The organism is Hoeflea sp. Naph1 (assembly GCF_046837775.1).
Lineage (GTDB): Bacteria > Pseudomonadota > Alphaproteobacteria > Rhizobiales > Rhizobiaceae > Hoeflea.
Window position 1 is genome coordinate 3,755,942 of record NZ_CP177286.1, and the last position, 19,267, is coordinate 3,775,208.

The 19,267-nt window shown below is 59.8% G+C and carries 17 protein-coding genes and 1 riboswitch; of the genes, 5 read left to right on the top strand and 12 right to left on the bottom strand.

What is annotated here, in order from left to right:
• Positions 1 to 333: 333 nt before the first annotated feature.
• The 9 genes from ACK6D9_RS18080 to ACK6D9_RS18120 all read right to left on the bottom strand — a co-directional run bounded on the left by ACK6D9_RS18080 (position 334) and on the right by ACK6D9_RS18120 (position 10,212).
• Positions 334 to 765, bottom strand: a complete 432-nt coding sequence (locus ACK6D9_RS18080) for an EamA family transporter (RefSeq protein WP_412049572.1) — start codon at positions 763 to 765, stop codon at positions 334 to 336.
• A gap of 113 nt (positions 766 to 878) precedes the next feature.
• Positions 879 to 1,517 carry a cob(I)yrinic acid a,c-diamide adenosyltransferase gene (gene cobO / locus ACK6D9_RS18085; protein WP_267653330.1) on the bottom strand — a complete coding sequence of 213 codons (639 nt, stop codon included), beginning with the start codon at positions 1,515 to 1,517 and terminating at the stop codon, positions 879 to 881.
• A gap of 63 nt (positions 1,518 to 1,580) precedes the next feature.
• On the bottom strand, positions 1,581 to 2,024 hold the full coding sequence (locus ACK6D9_RS18090; RefSeq protein ID WP_412049573.1) for a GNAT family N-acetyltransferase: 444 nt from the start codon (positions 2,022 to 2,024) through the stop codon (positions 1,581 to 1,583).
• A gap of 2 nt (positions 2,025 to 2,026) precedes the next feature.
• Positions 2,027 to 5,758: a cobaltochelatase subunit CobN gene (gene cobN / locus ACK6D9_RS18095; protein WP_412049574.1), complete on the bottom strand. Its 3,732-nt coding sequence runs from the start codon at positions 5,756 to 5,758 to the stop codon at positions 2,027 to 2,029.
• 24 nt (positions 5,759 to 5,782) lie between these two features.
• Positions 5,783 to 6,841 (bottom strand): cobalamin biosynthesis protein CobW, encoded by a 1,059-nt coding sequence (cobW, locus tag ACK6D9_RS18100; protein ID WP_412049575.1) that lies wholly within the window; start codon positions 6,839 to 6,841, stop codon positions 5,783 to 5,785.
• A 4-nt stretch (positions 6,842 to 6,845) separates the two neighbouring features.
• Entirely contained in the window at positions 6,846 to 7,370 is a 525-nt protein-coding gene (gene cobU / locus ACK6D9_RS18105; protein WP_412049576.1) for a bifunctional adenosylcobinamide kinase/adenosylcobinamide-phosphate guanylyltransferase, read from the bottom strand.
• The gene (locus tag ACK6D9_RS18110; RefSeq protein WP_412049577.1) at positions 7,367 to 8,080 is read right to left on the bottom strand and encodes a CbtA family protein; all 714 of its coding nucleotides are present in this window, start codon (positions 8,078 to 8,080) and stop codon (positions 7,367 to 7,369) included. The genes cobU and ACK6D9_RS18110 overlap by 4 nt, the downstream gene beginning before the upstream one ends.
• 12 nt (positions 8,081 to 8,092) lie before the next feature.
• Complete coding sequence (locus ACK6D9_RS18115; RefSeq protein WP_267653335.1) at positions 8,093 to 8,272, bottom strand: CbtB domain-containing protein; 180 nt, start codon at positions 8,270 to 8,272, stop codon at positions 8,093 to 8,095.
• A 49-nt stretch (positions 8,273 to 8,321) separates the two neighbouring features.
• Positions 8,322 to 8,696, bottom strand: a riboswitch (cobalamin riboswitch).
• Between the two features lie 49 nt (positions 8,697 to 8,745).
• Positions 8,746 to 10,212 carry a cobyric acid synthase gene (locus ACK6D9_RS18120; protein WP_412049578.1) on the bottom strand — a complete coding sequence of 489 codons (1,467 nt, stop codon included), beginning with the start codon at positions 10,210 to 10,212 and terminating at the stop codon, positions 8,746 to 8,748.
• A 233-nt stretch (positions 10,213 to 10,445) separates the two neighbouring features.
• Between ACK6D9_RS18120 and ACK6D9_RS18125 the strand changes: the two genes are divergently transcribed.
• From ACK6D9_RS18125 to bmt, 5 genes are all read left to right on the top strand, one after another.
• Positions 10,446 to 10,577: a hypothetical protein gene (locus tag ACK6D9_RS18125; RefSeq protein WP_412049579.1), complete on the top strand. Its 132-nt coding sequence runs from the start codon at positions 10,446 to 10,448 to the stop codon at positions 10,575 to 10,577.
• A 664-nt stretch (positions 10,578 to 11,241) separates the two neighbouring features.
• A complete protein-coding gene (locus ACK6D9_RS18130) occupies positions 11,242 to 12,258 on the top strand; it encodes an ABC transporter substrate-binding protein (protein ID WP_412049580.1) in 1,017 nt (338 codons plus the stop codon).
• A 203-nt stretch (positions 12,259 to 12,461) separates the two neighbouring features.
• Positions 12,462 to 13,349, top strand: coding sequence for a proline/glycine betaine ABC transporter permease (locus tag ACK6D9_RS18135; protein ID WP_322990108.1), 888 nt, complete (start codon positions 12,462 to 12,464; stop codon positions 13,347 to 13,349).
• Positions 13,342 to 14,400 (top strand): quaternary amine ABC transporter ATP-binding protein, encoded by a 1,059-nt coding sequence (locus tag ACK6D9_RS18140; protein WP_412049581.1) that lies wholly within the window; start codon positions 13,342 to 13,344, stop codon positions 14,398 to 14,400. The genes ACK6D9_RS18135 and ACK6D9_RS18140 overlap by 8 nt, the downstream gene beginning before the upstream one ends.
• A 261-nt stretch (positions 14,401 to 14,661) precedes the next feature.
• Entirely contained in the window at positions 14,662 to 15,669 is a 1,008-nt protein-coding gene (gene bmt / locus ACK6D9_RS18145) for a betaine--homocysteine S-methyltransferase (protein WP_412049582.1), read from the top strand.
• A 109-nt stretch (positions 15,670 to 15,778) separates the two neighbouring features.
• Here bmt and ACK6D9_RS18150 read toward each other — a convergent pair whose 3' ends face one another.
• The 3 genes from ACK6D9_RS18150 to ACK6D9_RS18160 all read right to left on the bottom strand — a co-directional run bounded on the left by ACK6D9_RS18150 (position 15,779) and on the right by ACK6D9_RS18160 (position 19,248).
• Complete coding sequence (locus ACK6D9_RS18150; protein WP_412049583.1) at positions 15,779 to 16,225, bottom strand: PadR family transcriptional regulator; 447 nt, start codon at positions 16,223 to 16,225, stop codon at positions 15,779 to 15,781.
• A gap of 417 nt (positions 16,226 to 16,642) precedes the next feature.
• Positions 16,643 to 18,685, bottom strand: a complete 2,043-nt coding sequence (locus ACK6D9_RS18155) for a vWA domain-containing protein (RefSeq protein WP_412049584.1) — start codon at positions 18,683 to 18,685, stop codon at positions 16,643 to 16,645.
• A complete protein-coding gene (locus ACK6D9_RS18160) occupies positions 18,682 to 19,248 on the bottom strand; it encodes an RNA polymerase sigma factor (protein ID WP_322988391.1) in 567 nt (188 codons plus the stop codon). Before ACK6D9_RS18160 ends, ACK6D9_RS18155 begins: the two co-directional genes overlap by 4 nt.
• Between the last annotated feature and the right edge of the window lie 19 nt (positions 19,249 to 19,267).

Below are 19,267 nucleotides of genomic sequence, written 5' to 3' on the forward strand. Positions count from 1 at the left end.
ATCGGTAAGTAGAATAAATAATCGTAATTGGCATCTGGTGTGCAAATCAAGGCTTAGGCATTCTCTTGAAATGAGGCCTCCGCCCGAAAAACTGAATTCGACATATCTGCGACAGCTTGTACATATTTGAGAAATCATATCTCATTAATTATTCATATAGCTTGCTTGGTGGATGCGTGGCCAGATTCAAATAACCTTCACCATCCAGCATTCACTAGCCGTTGGAGCAGATACAGCGAACTGGCGCTTTGTCCGCAAAGTCGACCTTTATGTAATGCGCAGCGAATGTCGGCAATCCGCCCAGAACGGCCAAATCGCCGCCTTCTCCCGCCCTTAAAAAACCGCCAGCAAAATCGCGCCGGTACCGATCAGCGTTACCCCCAGCCAGTTGAGCGCAGACAGGTGTTCGCCGAGAAAGATCACGCCGAAAATTGCCACCAGCACGATCGACAATTTGTCGAGCGGCGCCACCCGGGCGGCGTCGCCGAGTTTGAGCGCGCGGAAATAGGCAAGCCACGAGGCGCCGGTGGCAAGCCCTGACAGGCCCAGAAACAGCCAGGTCTTGAACGGAATCGATGACGGATGCCGCCATTTGCCGCTCACCGTCAGGATAGCGCCGAGCACCACAATGATCACGCAGGTGCGGATGAAGGTGGCGAGATCGCTGTCGATATCGGCGATCCCGACCTTGGCAAAAATCGCCGTCAGCGCGGCAAAGACCGCCGCCACCAACGCCCAGAACTGCCAGCTTGCCGTCAGGCTCATCCGATGTCTCCCTGGCTACAACAACGCCAATCCTAGCGGATGGGCAAAACTCACTGTAGCACCTTGAAGCAAGGCGTGGCGCGCCCGAGTGAGCTCACCTGAACGCGCGACCCTCAGAATTCCACCCCGACCTGCGCCTTCACGCCGGAGCGGAACGGATGCTTGATCATTTCCATTTCGGTGACCAGATCGGCAAATTCGATCAGTTCTTCCTTGGCGTTGCGGCCGGTGATGATGACGTGTTTCATCTCCGGCTTTTCCTTCAGCGTTTCGATGACCTCGTTGACGTCGAGATAATCGTAGCGAAGCACGATGTTGAGCTCGTCACACAGCACCATGTCGATTTCCGGATCGAGGATCATCTCGCGGGCACATTGCCAAGCCTCGCGGGCGGCGGCGATGTCGCGGCTGCGGTCCTGCGTCTCCCAGGTAAAGCCCTGGCCCATGGTCGCCATTTTCACCTGATCGGGAAAGGCTTCCAGCACCTTGCGCTCGCCGGTCGACCACTTGCCCTTGACGAACTGCACCACGCCAACCTTCATGCCGTTGCCGATGGCGCGGAAGATCATGCCGAAGGCGGCCGTCGATTTGCCCTTGCCCTTGCCGGTATGGACAATCACCAGGCCCTTTTCGATGGTCTTGGTGGCAATGATCTTGTCGCGCGCGGCTTTCTTCTTCTTCATCTTTTCGGCGTGGCGCTCGTTGAGCTGTTCCTCGCTCATGCCATCGGTAATCTTGACCCGTTCGCTCATCTCAATCCATCCTTTTCATCATCAATCCTGACCGGCAAGACCCGCCGGTTCAAGCGGCATTTCTCAGTTCCGGATTCCGCCCGCGTCATCAAAGGTCTTGGCAAACCAGATCCGTTGCGCGTGGCCGCGCGCAGCCGGCAGACGGCCGCATTCAACATAGCCCAGACTCTCGTAAAATCGTGGCGCCTGAAACGTGAAGGTATCGAGATAGATCCCGGCATAGCCCTTCTGCCGGGTGATCTCTTCGGCCCGCAGCATCAGCGCCCTGCCAATCCCGCTGCCGCGCTGTTCGTCGACGATGGCCAGCAATTTCACAAACAGCCAGCCCTGGACGAAATAACCCGACAGCCCGCCGGCAAGCCTGCCCTCGGCATCGTCGACCCGCAGGTGCAATTTGTCAGGCTCGAACGGCAGCCTCAGTCCGGCCGCGGCGTCATCGAGGATCGCGTCGACAGCGGCAAAAAACTCGCCGCTCGTGTCATCGATTTCGCGTATCTCGAATACCATGTTCAGTCCCTGGCCCCACGGGCAATGTCAGACAGGGCGAACTTGGCCGAATTGCTCTTTGGCGTCCAAAGCCCGCGCTCGATGGCCTCCTCGAACTTTTCAGCCATTTCCCTGAGCGCATCGGGGTTCTTCTCGCGCAGGAAATCTAGCGTTTCCTGATCCATCAGATAGGCCTGGTAGACCGCCTCGAAATGGGCATCGCGCACCGCCCCGGTGGTGGCCGCAAAGGCAAACAGGTAATCGACCGTCGCCGCCATCTCGAAGGCGCCCTTGTAGCCGTGGCGCTTGACGCCGGCGATCCATTTCGGATTGACCGCCCGCCCCCGCACGACGCGGGCAATTTCTTCTTCCAGCGAGCGGATCACCGGGCGTTCGGGCCGCGAATGGTCATTGTGATAGATCGCCGGCCGACTCCCGCGCGCCGCTTCCACCGCCGCCGTCATGCCACCCTCGAACTGGTAGTAATCATCGGAATCGAGCAGGTCGTGCTCGCGGTTGTCCTGGTTTTGCACCACCGCCTCGACGGTTGAGAGCCGCTGCTCGAACAATTCGCGCGCAGGCTGGCCCTCCTCGCCAGCACCATAGGCATAGCCGCCCCAGACCATGAAGGCCTCGGCCAGATCGCTGCGGTCGGTCCAGCCGCGCTCGTCCATCAATGCCTGCAAACCGGCCCCATAGGCACCGGGCTTGGAACCGAATACCCGAAACGAAGCCTGCCTGCCGGCATCCGCCTCGCTGACACCGGTGTCAATCAGCCGCGCGCTTTCCTGCCGGGCGCGGGCCGCGAGCGGATTATCGGCCTCGTCTTCCTCAAGCGCTGCAACGGCGCGCACGGCGCGGTCAAACAGCGCAATCTGGTCGGGAAACGCATCACGGAAAAACCCTGAAATCCGCAGGGTTACGTCCACCCGCGGCCGGTTCATCATCGCCAGCGGAATGATCTCGTAGCCCGTCACCCGGCGCGACGACGGATCCCACACCGGCTTGGCGCCGATCAGCGCCAGCGCTTGGGCAATGTCATCGCCGCCGGTACGCATATTGGATGTGCCCCAGGCGGTCAGCGCCATCGAGGTCGGCCATTCACCATGGTCCTGGGCGTGACGGGTAACCAGCAGCTCCGCCGATTTCTGCCCCAGTTCCCAGGCCGCCGGCGTCGGCACCGCGCGGCTGTCGACCGAATAGAAATTCCGCCCCGTCGGCAATACGTCCGGCCGACCGCGCGTCGGCGCCCCCGACGGGCCTGGCTGGACAAAGCGCCCGTCCAGCGCCGTCAGCAGACCCTCAAGTTCAGCTGCGCCGCAAGCCCGCACTGAAGGCATGATCTGCGTCCGGATATTCTCCATCACGGCTGCAGTCGCTGCCCATCCGGAAGGCACAGCAATTCTCTCCGACACCAGCTCAATCGCCAGCAGTTCGATCCGCTCCACCGTATCGCCATTGGTGCGCCAAAGATCATCCGAAACCGCCTGCAACGCCTCGGGGTTCGGCCCGGTCCACGGTTCGCCCATGGCGCAATCGAGCGGGTCGAACCCGGTCAGTCCCGCATCCCGCGCAATCGCCCGGTGCAGGCTGTCCTCACCCGGCGCTTCGCCGCGCTTGATCCGCGCCAACGCAACCGTCAGATCAACAAGCAGGCCACCTTCGGGTGAAAGCCCGAAAATATGCAGCCCGTCGCGAATCTGCATTTCCTTGAGATCGCAGAGCCAGGCATCGAGCTTTTCCAGCGCCAGATCATCGTCATCATCGGGCGCAATGCCGGCATCGGTGTCGAGCCCGATGTCGTGCACCAGTTCAAGAATCTGGCGTTTGAGCAGTTTCAGCCGGCGCGGATCGTGGCCTGCCGCCTGGTAATATTCATCCACCAGCGCTTCGAGATCCTTGAGCGGCCCGTAACTCTCGGCCCGGGTCAGCGGCGGCGTCAGATGGTCAATGATGACGGCGGCAGCGCGGCGCTTGGCCTGCGTCCCCTCGCCCGGATCATTGACGATGAACGGATAGACATGCGGCGTTGGCCCGAGAACCGCTTCGGGATAGCAGGCCCGCGACAGTGCCAAGGCCTTGCCCGGCAACCATTCCAGATTGCCGTGCTTGCCCATATGCACCACGGCATCGACATCAAATTCCCGCCGCAGCCAGGCGTAAAATGCGAAATAACCATGCGGCGGCACCAGATCGGGCGCATGGTAACTGGCCTTGGGATCGATGTTGTAGCCGCGCGCCGGCTGGATGCCGACAACCACATTGCCAAATCTCAGAAGCGCCAGTTGGAAACCGCCGTCGCGGTAGAACGGATCGCCGTCCGGCTCGCCCCAACGCTCTGTCACCGCCGCGCGAATTGATGGATCAAGGGTATCGAAAAATTGCTGATACGCCACGAGCGAAAGATATTCACCGCCCTCGCGTTCAGCCCGCAATGCATTGGTCGGCCCTGCCTTGAGCATGGTTACCAGCGCATCGCCATCAGCGGGGATATCCCCGACCTGATACCCTTCCGCTGACATCGCCTTGAGCACCTCGATGGTGCCTGCCGGCGTATCCAGCCCGACGCCATTGGCAATGCGGCCGTCGCGATTGGGGTAATTGGCAAGCACGATCGCCACCCGGCGCTCTGGGCTCTTAGTGCGCCGCAACCGCGCCCAGCGCGCCGCCAGCTGCGCCACGAACGCCACCCTGTCGGTTTCCGGCGCATGGGTGACGATGTTGGCTTCAACGGTTTCATCAAACCTTGCTGCCGCCTTGAACGACACCGCCCGGCTCAGCACCCTGCCATCGACTTCCGGCAGCGCCACATGCATGGCCAGATCGCGCGAGGTCAGCCCTTGCAGTGAGCCTGCCCAGGCTTCGCGGCCACCGCTGGCAAACACCGCTTGCAACACCGGCGCGCCAGTTGATTCCAGCACCGTGCCCTTGGTCTTGCCGCCCGGCGACGACACCGCAAAGCCGGTGGCATTGATCACCACATCCGGCGCCGCATCAGCAAATATTGCCTGCAAAGTGCCAACCGAGACCGGGTCCTTGAGGCTTGAGACGAACACCGGCAACGCATTGACACCTTCGGCCAGAAGCCCTTCGCACAGAGCCGCCACCGGCGCCGTCTGGCCGCTTTGAACCAGCGCCCGGTAAAAACACACCGCTGCAACCGGCGCACCCGACGTCCAGTCGCGTTGCAGATCATCAAGCGCCGGATTGGCCAGCCGCGGGTGCCACAGCCCGGCCTTCAGGAGTGGCGCCGCCGGCTGCGGTTTCTCGGCCCCATCGAGCAAGGCCTCGGCGTAATTGATCAGCGCCCGGGCGTTTTCGGCCCCGCCTTCGGTCAGATAGGCCCAGAGGTCGAGCCGTTCGGCTTGCGCGAGCGTCGACAACGGATCGAGCCCAGGATCGGGCCGGTCGTCACCCGGCAGCGCTGCAACCTTGAACCCATGCATCGTTGCGGCTGCATGCAGGCTTTCCAGGACATAGGAAAAATAGCTGGCCCCACCCAGCGCGCGGACGATCACCAGCCGGGCTTTGGGCGCCATCCGGGCGATGAAGGTATCGACCGACATCGGATGCTTGAGATCGGACAGGCTTGCCAGCCGCCACTCCATCCGTCCGGTCGTCTGCCGCGCGGCAGCCACGCTTGCCAGTTCGGTGTCAGCAGCGCTCAGGAACAGGATGTCGCCCGGGCTTTGGCCCAGATCGACAGCCTCGTCACCATCGCTCAACGTCCCCTTTTGGGCGACCAGCAGATGCATCGGGACACAGCCTCCTTAAACGGATCAGCCCGCCAGCGCGGTCAGCTCGGCGCTGATTGCGGCCTGGTCGATATCATGCAGACCGATGACGACGAGCCTGGTTTCGCGGGTTTCCGCCTTGCTCCAGGGCCGATCGAAATGGGTATCGATGCGGCTGCCAACGGCCTGCACCACCATCCGCATCGGCTTGCCTGCGACATCGGCAAACCCCTTGAGCCGCAGAATATCATGGCTGACGATCACCGATTTCAGACCTTCAGCAAAAGCTGCCGGGTCGTTGACCGGGCCGAACGAGACCACGAAGCTCTCGAATTCGTCATGGTTGTGATCATGATCTTCGCCGGCTTCGTGCTCGCGCTCATGGTGCGATTTGCGGTTGCCGATGTCGTCTTCGGTGCCAACGCCAAGCCCGAGCAGAACTTCCGGCGCCACTTCGCCCTGCCGCGCCTCGATGAAGATCGGCTTGCGGGTCAGATGCCCGGCAATGCCGGCGCGCACGCCCTCGAGATCGGCAACACTGATGAGATCTGTCTTGTTGAGAACGATCAGGTCCGCCGCAGTGAGCTGGTCCTCGAACAGTTCTTCAAGCGGGCTTTCATGATCGAGTCCCTGATCGGCCAGACGCTGGGCGTCGAGCTTGCCATGATCATCGGCAAACCGTCCCGCCGCCACCGCGGCGCTGTCGACCACCGTGACGACGCCATCGACGGTCACCTGGGTCTTGATGCCAGGCCAGTTGAAGGCGGCGACCAGCGGTTGCGGCAGCGCCAGGCCGGAGGTCTCGATGACGATATGGTCGGGTCGGTTGTCGCGCGCCAACAGCTTTTCCATGGTCGGAATGAAATCATCAGCCACCGTGCAGCAGATACAGCCATTGGTCAGTTCAACGATGTCGTCTTCCGAGCAGACCTCGTCGCCACAACCCTTCAGCACGTCGCCATCAACGCCGAGATCGCCGAATTCATTGATGATCAGCGCAATCCGCTTGCCTTTGGCATTGGCCAGCATGTGCCGGATCAGCGTGGTCTTGCCGGCGCCGAGAAAGCCGGTGATCACGGTGGCGGGAATTTTCGAAGCAATCATGGCGTCAGCCCTTCATTTTGAGTGGCAGGCCGGCGGCGACGAAAAACACGTCGTCGGCAAGGCCCGCGATTAACTGGTGGAGGCGGCCGGCGTGATCGCGAAAAGCCCGCGCCATGGCGTTTTCCGGCACGATCCCGAGCCCCACCTCGTTGGAGACGAAAACCACGGGGCCTTTGAGCCCCGGAAGTACTGCAGCAAGCTTTTCGAATGCCGCTTCGATATCGTGTTCACCAAGCATCAGATTGGTCACCCACAAGGTCAGGCAATCGACAAGGACCGGGCGCTCAGCCCGGGCGTGGGCTACCAGCGCCTGAACCAGATCAACCGGCGCCTCGATGGTTTCCCAACCTTGCCCGCGTCGGTCCTGATGCGAGGCAATCCGATCGCGCATTTCCTCGTCCCAGGCCTGGCCGGTCGCCAGATAAAGACGTGTGTCCGACGCACTCTCGACAATTCCTTCCGCGAAGGCGGATTTGCCCGAGCGGGCACCGCCCAGCACCAGTGTCACCGGCGGCAGGCCTGGCGTCACGCCGTTTGCTCCTCTGGAACACGCGACAGGAAAAATCCGAGCAGTCCGCCAAGCAGCAGCCAGAAGAACAGCGTGGTCGCCAATGACGCCGCCGCATAGGCCGATGCGATATAGGCAGGCACTTCGCTCGAAAGATCTTCAGGCACCGGCGAGCCCCACACATGCGGGGCGATGATGATGGCGACACCGACGGCCTTGACCAGCCATTCAGGCCGCATCGCGATGCACCAGATCCCGGCAGCCGACATCGCCACGGTGATCACCCACCAGCTTTGCCGGTCTCCAAGATCAGCATAGGGAAATCCGGGAACCGCAGGCGGCAAACTCATCGACGGCGCAAGCTGGAAACAAAACCACGCTGCAGCCCCGAAAAGCAGGCCGCGGGTGATCGAATCGCGTCCGGCGGGAAATTCCACTCCCATCAGCAGCGCCACCGCTGCAAGCATCAGCGCGAAGCCTGCTCCGGCAACGAGATTGGCGAGAACCGTGTCCCAGAACCGGCCAAAGCCGAGCATGGAGTCTTCCTGAACATGTTGATGCCCGGCATCGGCCGCCGCATCGGCACCGCCGTGGTGGTGGGGAACCTCGCCATTCTCATAGGCCTCGGCCTGCATGATAAGCGGAATGGTTTTGACATATTGAGCGGGCGTCATCACCATACCGGCAATGAGCCCGGCGGCGAGAGCCGCCAGGAGCAACCTGACAATCATGATATCAATCCCTTAGTGGCAGGGAAAGCCGTAGGAATGCCTTGTGTCGTGCGCTGCGTCGTGCAGCGTCTGCGAATTGGCAAGGCCAACGCCGAACACAAGGATCGAACCGACGACCAATGCCATCAGGCCGGCAACGGTGCGTGCGCCGATGCGATCGGTCAGGGAAAGCGTTTGGGTTTTGGCAGACATGACAACCTCCGTGAGTGACTTCGGAAGAAGGTTTCTTCCGAAGGTCCGGCTCTCAACCGGTGCGAATGGCAGGTCTCCTGGCTCGCGGGTCGCATCAACGTTGCCGTCAACATCAGCAAATGCCGGCCTTCCCAACGTCAATGCGGTCATGAAAACGGGACGATTCGTAGACAAAGAGGCGTCCGCGCCGATTGATCATGCCGCCACGTCAGTGGCTTGTCCGGTCCGGAGCTTCAAGTTAACAGAAAAACACCATTGCCTTTCCGTCACTCTGGCCTGCCGGGCCCGGTGACATTCGCCTAACCGCTCTACAGTCGCGGGGTCGGCTGCGATAAAGATGCCCTGTTTGGGTCCATCCCGTCGCATTCCCTTTTGATCCGGAAACCCAACCTGGGTTTCTGGAACCATTCCAATCTCAATTGATAGGGCCGCCGCAGATGAGTGTCAATCGCCATTGCCCGTGGCGCCGCCGGTCAATGCCCGATCGGTGACGCCGCCTGCATCAGCCGGTCAAACCCCACCAAGCGGTCGAGATCGGCGGCGATGGCATCAAGCGCCGCATCAACCTCACCCCGGTGGCTGCCGGCACCGCCGCTGACCCCGAAACCGGCAAGCAGGCGCTCACGGTAAATATCGGAATCGAACAGGCCATGCAGATAGGTGCCCGATACGAGCCCGTCAGTAGAAATCGCCCCATCGGGACGGCCATCGAGAATGGTCATCGGCCGCGCGCAGTCGTTACCCCGACTCATGCCCAGATGAATCTCGTAACCAGACAGGGCAACGTCATGTTCCGCCGCTCGTGCGTCGATGTTACGCACCGTCTTCTCCGGCGCCAGTTCGGTCTCGATATCGAGAAGACCAAGCCCGATGGCGACACTCTCGCCGCCCTCCAGCCCGTGCGGATCGCTGACCTGACGGCCCAGCATCTGATAGCCCCCGCAGATGCCGATGATGTGGCCGCCGCGGCGATGATGTGCGAGCAGATCCCGGTCCCATCCCTGCCTGCGAAAATCGGCAAGATCGGCAACAGTCGACTTCGAACCGGGCAAAATCACCAGGCGCGCATCCTCTGGCAACCGTTCACCGGGCCGGACGAATACAAGATTTACCCCGGGCTCGGCCTTGAGTGGATCGAAATCATCGAAATTGGCGATCCGCGACAGCATCGGCACTGCAATTTTCAGCCCGCCCGCCGTTGTCTGCACCAACCGCTCCAGTGCCACCGAATCCTCAGCCGGCAGCCGCGCAGCCGGCGCAAGCCAGGGAATCACGCCAAGGCACTGCCACCCGGTAAACTTCGCAATCGCCGAAATACCATCGTCAAACAGACTCACGTCACCGCGGAACTTGTTGATCAGATATCCGACGATCATTGCCCGGTCTTCGTCAGGCAGAATCGTGTGCGTACCCACCAGCGACGCGATCACCCCGCCCCGGTCGATGTCGCCAACCAGCACCACCGGCACCTTCGCCGCTGTCGCAAATCCCATATTGGCAATATCGCCGGCACGCAGATTGATTTCCCCCGGCGACCCGGCGCCTTCGACCAGTACCAGATCGGCTTCGGCGCTGACGATTGCGAAGCTTTCCAGCACGGCCGCCAGCAATTTCGGTTTGAGTTGCTGGTAATCGCGACCGCGGGCATGGCCTGCGACCTTGCCCTGGACGACAATTTGCGACCCGGTTTCCGATTGCGGTTTGAGCAGCACCGGGTTCATATGAACGCTCGCAGGCGTGCGGCAGGCCAGTGCCTGCAGCCATTGTGCCCGGCCAATTTCGCCACCGTCATCGGCGACAGCAGCGTTGTTGGACATGTTTTGCGGTTTGAACGGCCGGACCCTCAATCCATGATTGGCGGCAAGCCTACAAAACCCCGCGACAAGCACGGTTTTGCCAACATCCGATCCGGTTCCCTGTAACATCAACGCCCTGGTCATGCCCGCTGCGATAGCACCCCTGAGAGCTCACTGAAAGAGGCCTGCGGCACGCTTTGTTAACTACGCTTTAACCGCATTCCAAAATTCGGCAGGAGAAAATTATCGGGCGTCTGAATTGCGACATCCGATGACGGATTTGATCCCGCTCGACGTCTCTGATGAGCCTAGAGCAGAACTAGATTACAGGTGCGATTCAGACCTGCCACAGACACAAATTCGGAAGGACTTTAGCGATGCTTTACGTGTTCAATAATGCCAATAGCGTTCAAATCGCATGGAATAACGTGCTTCCGACTCCCAACCCGAAGGCAAAGAGCCGGCTGGTCGGCTTGAGCAACTTCATCCGGACCTATTCGGCAGGCTGAAACGGGCAACAATATCCGTTCCACGCCGGAGCGGATCGGAAAATGAAAAGGCTGGACGAGAAATCGTCCGGCCTTTTCTTTTGTGATCTGGTCGCGGCGAAAGCGTGGTCTAACGCTTCTGGTTCACCAATGCGAAAACCGTCCGGACCTTGCGACCCGAACGGTTTGCCAAAAAATACGCCTGGCGTCCTCTCAATACACAAGAGGTTCGCGACATCCCGGTACGCAGTACCTAATCCGGAATGTTCGGCGGTTGTCCCCCGCCGTGAGAAGAGGTTTAACCCGTACAACCTTACCGGACAGTTATTGAAACCCTAACCAAACGTGAATTGTGCATTTTATTCGGCCCGCCGGAATTCAATTCAGGCAAATCTGCCCAATGCTGCACTGCAGATGCGATTTCTTTATGCTGCAGTTGATTTCTCGCGCCAAGTCCTTACCCTTAACCGTGGCAGTTCAAACGCGCATCGACCAGCGACAGAGTTCCGCTGGTCGGTTTTGTGCTACTGGATGTCGTCATTGCGTCATTTTCGGCGTATTGATTGGTCTTCAATGGCCGAGAGGCGACACGCCTTCAATTCCATGGGCGTCCGGTATGAGCAGTGACCGGATTTGTCGAAAAGTGGAACAAACACTGCAAACATGAGACTGGGAGGTCTTACACATGAAGAAGCTTCTCGCTTCCACCGTTCTCGCCATGGGCCTTATGGGCTACGCAGGCGTCGCTCAAGCCGCCTCGCACAGCGAATGCGGTCGCGTTACGATCGCAAACATGAACTGGGCTTCGGCCGAAGTTCTCGCCAACATCGACGAAGTCATCCTTTCTGAAGGCTATGGTTGCCAGGCAGAACTGGTCGCTGGTGACACAACCCCGACACTTACCTCCATGATCGAAAAGCAGGAACCGGATGTTGCTCCGGAAGCCTGGATCAACTCGCTGCGCACACTGCTCGACGCAGCCGTTGCTGAAGGCAAGCTGTTTTACGCGTCTGAATCGCTCAGCGATGGCGGCGTCGAAGGTTGGTGGATCCCGAAATATTTCGCTGACGAGCACCCCGAAATCAAGACCATCGACGATGCACTGGCACACCCGGAACTGTTTCCGGCACCTGGCATGGAAAATGAAGGCAAGGGCGGCGTTTACAACTGCCCTGAAGGATGGGGCTGCCGCATCATCACCACCAACCTTTTCAAGGCCTATGGCGCTGAAGAAAAGGGCTGGGTGACCGTTGAAACCGGTTCCGCTGCTGGCCTCGACGGCTCTATTGCCAAGGCTTACGAAAGCGAAAAGCCATGGCTCGGCTACTACTGGGCGCCGACTGCCATCCTCGGCAAGTACGAGATGGTCAAGCTCGACCATGGCGTCGAACACAACAAGGAAGAATGGGATCGTTGCACCTCGATCACCGATTGCCCGGATCCCGTGAAGAACGCTTGGTCGAAGTCTGAAGTCTATACGGTCGTGACCGCGGAATTCAAGGAACGCGCCGGCCCGGCCTACGACTATCTTGCAAACCGCAGCTGGCCTAACTCCACGGTCAACAAGCTGCTTGCCTGGATGGCTGACAACCAGGCAACAGGTGAAGCTGGCGCCCGCCACTTCCTCAAGGAAAATGAGGATATCTGGACAAAGTGGGTTTCGCCGGAAGCTGCCGAAAAAGTGAAGAAGGCAGTGATGTAAGCCATTGCTTACAGTGTGGCGGGCTCAGGTCCGCCACACTTATATCCAGATGAGGTCGGCCGCGATCGCACGCAGCCGTAATTTTCTGGGGGCCTGAAACGGGGCACGCGCCAATTGGTGCATTCGTCAAGCGGAAGGCAGCGATGCATTGCTGATCGCTTTGCGATTGGCACAAATTATTTCACCGTATTTGGAGCGTGAATATGGATTGGCTCACTAAATTCCCCGCCATGGACACCGACAGACTAACCGCGCTTAAAAAGGCGATCGATTTCGCGTTTCGCGATTTCACCCGCGCCAATGGCGATTTGTTCGAATGGGCGCTCTACCCGGTACAATGGTTCATGTACCGCGTGGAGCAATTGCTCACCAGTTCTCCCTGGCCCCTCGTTATCCTTGCCTTCGCAGTCATCGCGTGGCTGGCGAGCCGCAGCACCAAGATCACCATCGGAGTCGTGATCACATTGTTGCTGATCGGCTATTTCGACATGTGGGAAGACACGATGAAGACCATTGCCATGACGGTGGTGGCGACGATACTTGCCATCATTGTCGGCATTCCCATCGGCATTCTCATGGGACGGTCCAATCGGATCCAGGCCGTGCTCAATCCGATCCTCGACGTGATGCAGACCATGCCGAGTTTCGTCTACCTCATTCCCGTTGTCATGTTGCTCGGCATCGGCCGCGTTCCCGGCCTGATCGCCGTGATGGTCTACGCCATTCCACCGATCATCCGCCTGACCAATCTCGGCATCCGTCTGGTCGACAAGGATGTGCTTGAAGCGGCTGACGCATTCGGGTCGTCCAATTGGCAGCGGCTCAAGAACGTGCAGATGCCGCTGGCATTGCCCACCATCATGGCTGGCGTCAACCAGACCATCATGATGGCGCTCGCCATGGTCGTGGTCGCCTCTATGATCGGCGTTCAGGGGCTCGGCCTTCCGGTGCTCAAGGCAATTTCGAACCAGTACTTCACGCTGGGTATCTTCAACGGCCTCGCCATTGTCGGCATCGCCATCATCTTTGACCGCACCAGCCAAGCATACGGCAAGCGGTTGCAGAAGCATCTAGAGGTGGTCCATGGTTGAGCAATCTGCTGAAATCGGAATTAGCGTTCGCAATCTGTACAAGATTTTCGGACCCAATCCGGAAGCCTATATCGACGCCGTCAAGGGCGGCATGACCAAGACCGAACTCAACGACAAACACAATCATGTGCTCGGTCTCAAGGACATCAACATCGACATGCCCGGCGGCGGCATCCAGGTTGTCATGGGTCTGTCTGGATCCGGCAAGTCCACGCTGATCCGCCATATCAACCGGCTGATCGATCCGACCGCTGGCGAAGTCATTGTCGGCGATGAAGATGTCGTCAAGATGAACGAGAACGAACTTCGCGAGTTCCGTCGCCACAAGACCGCCATGGTGTTCCAGAAGTTCGCGCTTCTGCCGCACCGCACGGTGCTTGAGAATGCGGTCTACGGCCTGGAAATCCAGGGCCTGCCGCGTGAAGAACAGGAAACCCAGGCGCGGCGCTGGATTACCCGAGTCGGCCTTGACGGCTTTGAGGACAACTACCCCAATCAGCTTTCTGGCGGAATGCAGCAGCGCGTGGGCCTTGCCCGGGCGCTGACCAATGATGCGCCGATCCTGTTGATGGATGAAGCCTTCTCGGCGCTCGATCCGCTTATCCGCATGGACATGCAGACCGTGCTGCTGGATCTGCAGAAGGAAATCCGCAAGACCGTCGTCTTCATCACCCACGATCTCGACGAGGCGTTGCGCCTTGGTGACCGCATTGCCATCCTGCGCGATGGTGAAGTGGTCCAGCAGGGCACCAAGCAGGAAATCGTGCTGCATCCGGCCGACGAGTACATCTCGAGCTTCGTGCGCGAGGTCAACCGTGGCCGGGTGATCACCATCGACATGGTCATGACCCCGCTGTCGGGAGAGCCGAAAGGCATGCCGGTTGCTGCCGGCTCGGTACTTGAGGTCGCGGCCAAGAAAATGACCGACTCCAACGCATCGACTGCCCATGTCACCGATGCTTCCGGCAAGCCGATCGGCAACATCGACATCCGCGATGTTATCGCCGCCATGGTGACGCCAGTGGATCATGAGTCGGCCGCAGCAGCCTGATTGTTTTCAGACCGCGCAAGGCAACAGTGCGGAAACTGATCAATCGAAAGATCCCGCGGGCGAGCTAATCGCCCGCGGTTTTTTTATGCCCAGACCGGCAAGCTTGTTGCAATGATATAAGCATATCTTTATACGTAACGCCTCACATCATGTATGATGTGCTGTAGCCCGCCCTTTGCACGGCGACCTGCAGCATCCCTTGATCAGCTTGCAGCGGCCCTCGCGCGTCCAACCGGACGCCACCCTGTAAAGGAGAACTCAATGCCCGTTTCCAATCCGCTTGCCGACTTGCTGGCTGAAAAGGGCGTCCTGCTCGCCGACGGCGCCACCGGCACCAATCTTTTCGCCATGGGTCTGGAATCAGGCGAGGCCCCGGAAATGTGGCTGGAAACGGCGCCGGAGAAAATCACCAAGCTGCACCAGGATTTTGTCGACGCGGGTTCCGACATAATTCTCACCAATTCCTTTGGCGGCACCCGCAACCGCTTGAAGCTGCACGAGGCCCACGACCGGGTGTATGCACTCAACAAGAAGGCTGCCGAGATCGCCCGCGCCGTCGCTGACAAGGCGCCGCGCAAGGTCATTGTCGCTGGCTCCGTTGGCCCGACCGGCGACCTGCTGGTTCCGCTGGGCGCCATGACCTACGAAGCAGCCGTTGAATCCTTTGCCGAACAGATCGAGGGCCTGAAGGCCGGCGGCATCGATGTCGTCTGGATCGAAACCATGTCGGCCACCGACGAAATCCGTGCCGCCGCCGAAGCTGCGGTGCGCCATGAGTTGCCCTATGTCTACACCGGTTCCTTCGACACCGCCGGCAAGACCATGATGGGCGTGCACCCACGCGACATCCATTCGCTTGCCAAGGATATCGGCGACGGCCCGTTTGCGGTTGGTGCCAATTGCGGCGTCGGTGCCTCCGACATTCTTTCTTCGCTGCTCGACATGACCGATGCCGATCCCGAAGCTGTCGTCGTCGTCAAGGGCAATTGCGGCATCCCGGAATTCCGTGGCGCCGAAATCCACTACTCCGGAACCCCGCCGCTGATGGCCGATTACGCCCGGTTGGCAATCGACAGCGGCGCCCGCATCATCGGCGGTTGCTGCGGCACATCCTGCGAGCACCTTTCCGCCATGCGCCAGGCAATCGACGGCCACACCAAGGCGACGCGCCCAACGGTCGAGGAAATCATCGAACGCATCGGCCCTATGCGCAATACCGTGGCCACAGACAACAAGGCCCCCGGTCGCGAGCGTCGCCGTCGGGGCTAACTTGGGGCCATATACGCGTGCAATCACAACGAAAGGCCGGCGCACATGCACCGGCCTTTCGCTTGCCCTGTCCAGACTTTCAGCGCTGAGCTATCAGCCGCACCCAATTTCAGTCCTGCAAGGCCTCGATGTCCCCGCGGGCTTTTTTCAGGATTTCCAGCGCCTGCTGCGCCTGTTCGGCGGAAAAACCACCGCTTCGCACTTGCCGGAACAGCGTCTTGCGCAAGGCGCGGAATTCAGCCCCCAGCGACACGCCTTGAATTTCTTCCGACGCTTCGTCGATCTGCGCATTGATCCGATCGAGATCGACGCGGTTTTCCTCGAGATAGGCCCGCCCCTCCTCGGTAATAGCAAAGAGCTTCTTCGCGCCCTGCATCTGTGAAGATACCAGATCGGCTTCCTCTAGCATCTGCAGCATCGGATAGATCGCCCCGGGGCTTGGGCTGTAGGCTCCCTGGAAGCGGGCTTCCAAGGCCTTGATGATGTCATAGCCGTGACGCGGCTGCTCGGCGATCAGGCCAAGAACCACCAGCCTGAGCGCGCCGGCGTCGAACATACGCTTGCCCCGACCGCCAAACGGACCGCCGCGATGGCGTCCAAACGGGCCACCACGTCCACCGCCGCCACGCTCACCTGATCCCTCGGGACCGAAAAAATGACGTGTATCGCCGTGGCATCTGTGTCTGTGCATTCCAAACATATTGGAATCCTTTCTTATAATCGTTAGCACTTTATAACGTATTATCTATGAAACGATATATCTTTTGCAAGAGGTAGAGCGGATGTCGATACACGCGTATCGCGTATCTCATTGAATTTACTAGAATATAAGATGACATGGAAAAACTTCACCCGATCGAGACCATTACGTTCGGTCGGATTTCGGCCGGCATTTTGGGCGCTGACCGAAACATCGATGCAACAGCCGGCTACGACACAGCACGACCAGACTGCTGGAGGCGGGTTGGATGCGTTACCGATCCAGTCCCAGCGCGAGCCGCACCAGTTGTAGAAACTCGGCGCGGTAGCCGAACGGGTCGGAACCACGCGCGTCAGCTGCGGTCTTCTCGATCGCGCTATAGCCATAGAGTGAGACCGCATCATCCTTGCGCAATTTCTGTCCGAACGCGGCGACGGCGATCGAAAACCGGACATCTTCCGGGGCAGCGTCAAAACTGTCGACTTCGTTTCCGGTGGTGACCGGAATTTCCGTGAGCTCGCTTTGCGCTTCGCCCGGCACCTTTGCGCGCATCTTTACAAATGCATACTCGTCGCCGTGCCGGCTCTCCGCCGCAGTTTCGGTCTCAGCCTCGGTCGCTGGGGCGCCATACCGCAAATCGCTGTTGAGCACCGCCGGGCTTCCAACCGGGGTGATTTCATAGATTGCCGTCACAGTGTGGCCAGATCCGATCTCGCCTGCATCCACGCGGTCATTGTTGAAATCCTCGCGGTTGAGTGCCCGCGTCTCGAAGCCGATCTGGCGATATTCGGCGACCATCTCCGGGTTGAACTCGATCTGGAATTTGACGTCCGAGGCAATCGGGAACAGCGACGCCGAAGCTTCCTGCACCAATGTCTTCTGGGCTTCCGACAATGTATCTATATAGGCAGCCACGCCATTACCGTTCTGGGCAATCGTCTGCATCAGCTGGTCATTGTAATTGCCCTGGCCAAAGCCGAACACCGACAGGAAGACGCCGCTTTCGCGCTTGGCCTCGATCAACGTCTTCAAGGCGTCATCGTCACTGGGGCCGACATTGAAATCGCCGTCGGTGGCCAGCATCACCCGGTTCACGCCACCTTTGATGAAACCTTTCTCAGCCAATCGGTAGGCTTCCTCCAGCCCCACCGCGCCGGCGGTCGAGCCGCCCGGGCGAAGTTGCTCCATCGCATCGAAAATCTCTTGCTTGTTGGCAACCCTGGTCGGTTCCAGCACCGTTCCCGCCTCCCCGGCATAAGTGGCGATCGATACCGTGTCGTCCGGATCAAGCTTGTTGACCATAAGCCGGAAGGCCGATTTCAAGAGCGGCAACTTGTCTGCTGCGTTCATCGAACCGGAAACATCAATCAGAAACGCCAGGTTGGCGCGCGGCCGCTCAGTCACCGGAAGCTCGTATCCCTTCACCCCCACATGCAAAAGCTTGGTGTGTTCATTCCAGGGTGTGGGCGTCACCGTCACGGTGGCCCGGAAAGGCGTCGCCGCATCCGCAGGATCGGGGTAGTTATAGGGAAAATAATTGACCAGTTCCTCGACCCGGATCGTCCGTGGATCAGGGAACGTCCCTTGCTTTAACGCCCGGCGCATCAATGCGTAGGACGCCGTATCGACATCGGCGGAGAAGGTCGAAACCGGTTCTTCAGCCACGGATTTGACGGGATTGCTTTCAAAACCCTGCACCCTGTCGCGTTCGCCGTCTTGAACGTGTTTGGTATCGTACTTGTCCACAACGCTAAATGACTGCCGATTGGGCTGAGCCGTAAAATCCTGTCGCGCAAGACCTGCCAATGGCTGGCCGACCGCTTCGCCGGACACCGCGCCGTTCGGCTTGAAGGCGCGCTTGGCCAATGCCTGCGCGGATGGCCGCGCTGCCGGAGCCATTTCCGGCTGAGCGGTAATCGGGCGCTCCATTTCCGTGGGTTCGGAAAGCGGCATGGCCTTGTCGTCAATCATCACCTCGGAGTTGGCGGCGCTATCCGCTTCTAACGAAGTCGATAGCCCTGGTCGCCCGCCAGTGTAATCCTTCGAAACCTGCCAGGCGACATAGCCCGCAGCAGGCAGGATCATCAATGTGGCAAGGGCTGAGCCCACCATGTAGCGTTTTTTCATCAGTCCACTCCATATCGAGGTTGCGATATGGGTAAGACGTCCTCCCGCGGATGATCCTTGGGTCGCTTGAGGTTTTTCTTGTCCGGCCCGGTCATAGGCCCGCATCGCCACGTCCAGCGCCTGGCGTTTGGCATCTTCCAGCGGCGCCCGCGGATTTCGTGCCAGTCTCTTGAGATCTTTATCGATCATCGCTCGTCTCCGGCCTCGCCCAGAAGGGATTTCAACCGCTTCCGCGCGGTGTGCAAATGATAGGAAACAGTGCTTTCAGCGCAGCCCATAACCGCAGCCGCGTCAGCGTGGCTCAACTCCTCGCCGTAGACCAGGAAGACGGCATCGCGCTGTTTTATCGGCAAACCACGAACCGCGACCCAAACATGATCGCTATCGCTTGCGTCATACGCCTCCGTCGCCTCACCGAGAGCCCCTGCATGGACCGACCATGCCGCAGACTTGCGTCTGTCGCGCGCTGCCGCTCGTGCGTGGTCATGGGCCGCATTAATGGTCAGGCGATAAAGCCACGTGGTAAAAGCGCTCTCGTTGCGCCAATTGCGGATCGCAAATCCAAGCCGCAGACAGACATTCTGGGCGATATCCTCTGCCGCCGACCGGTCGCGGCACCATTTCCATGCCACGCGATGGATGAAATCGTAGTGGCGTTCGACCAGCAGGGAAAAGGCCGCCCGGTCGCCATCCGATGCGCGCACAGCCAGCGTATCATCCGCCGGGTCGTCGATCCGGGTACTCAAGTTCATGCCGGCACGCATCTCCATC

Excerpts from the sequence above, each read along its gene's own strand:
- cobO (WP_267653330.1), bottom strand. The coding sequence starts at position 1,517 with ATGAGCGAACGGGTCAAGATTACCGATGGCATGAGCGAGGAACAGCTC.
- ACK6D9_RS18125 (WP_412049579.1), top strand. The coding sequence starts at position 10,446 with ATGCTTTACGTGTTCAATAATGCCAATAGCGTTCAAATCGCATGGAAT.
- cobW (WP_412049575.1), bottom strand. The coding sequence starts at position 6,841 with ATGATTGCTTCGAAAATTCCCGCCACCGTGATCACCGGCTTTCTCGGC.
- ACK6D9_RS18110 (WP_412049577.1), bottom strand. The coding sequence starts at position 8,080 with ATGATTGTCAGGTTGCTCCTGGCGGCTCTCGCCGCCGGGCTCATTGCC.
- bmt (WP_412049582.1), top strand. The coding sequence starts at position 14,662 with ATGCCCGTTTCCAATCCGCTTGCCGACTTGCTGGCTGAAAAGGGCGTC.
- ACK6D9_RS18090 (WP_412049573.1), bottom strand. The coding sequence starts at position 2,024 with ATGGTATTCGAGATACGCGAAATCGATGACACGAGCGGCGAGTTTTTT.
- ACK6D9_RS18160 (WP_322988391.1), bottom strand. The coding sequence starts at position 19,248 with ATGAACTTGAGTACCCGGATCGACGACCCGGCGGATGATACGCTGGCT.
- ACK6D9_RS18140 (WP_412049581.1), top strand. The coding sequence starts at position 13,342 with ATGGTTGAGCAATCTGCTGAAATCGGAATTAGCGTTCGCAATCTGTAC.
- ACK6D9_RS18135 (WP_322990108.1), top strand. The coding sequence starts at position 12,462 with ATGGATTGGCTCACTAAATTCCCCGCCATGGACACCGACAGACTAACC.
- ACK6D9_RS18120 (WP_412049578.1), bottom strand. The coding sequence starts at position 10,212 with ATGACCAGGGCGTTGATGTTACAGGGAACCGGATCGGATGTTGGCAAA.
- ACK6D9_RS18130 (WP_412049580.1), top strand. The coding sequence starts at position 11,242 with ATGAAGAAGCTTCTCGCTTCCACCGTTCTCGCCATGGGCCTTATGGGC.
- ACK6D9_RS18115 (WP_267653335.1), bottom strand. The coding sequence starts at position 8,272 with ATGTCTGCCAAAACCCAAACGCTTTCCCTGACCGATCGCATCGGCGCA.
- ACK6D9_RS18155 (WP_412049584.1), bottom strand. The coding sequence starts at position 18,685 with ATGATCGATAAAGATCTCAAGAGACTGGCACGAAATCCGCGGGCGCCG.
- cobN (WP_412049574.1), bottom strand. The coding sequence starts at position 5,758 with ATGCATCTGCTGGTCGCCCAAAAGGGGACGTTGAGCGATGGTGACGAG.
- ACK6D9_RS18150 (WP_412049583.1), bottom strand. The coding sequence starts at position 16,225 with ATGTTCGACGCCGGCGCGCTCAGGCTGGTGGTTCTTGGCCTGATCGCC.
- ACK6D9_RS18080 (WP_412049572.1), bottom strand. The coding sequence starts at position 765 with ATGAGCCTGACGGCAAGCTGGCAGTTCTGGGCGTTGGTGGCGGCGGTC.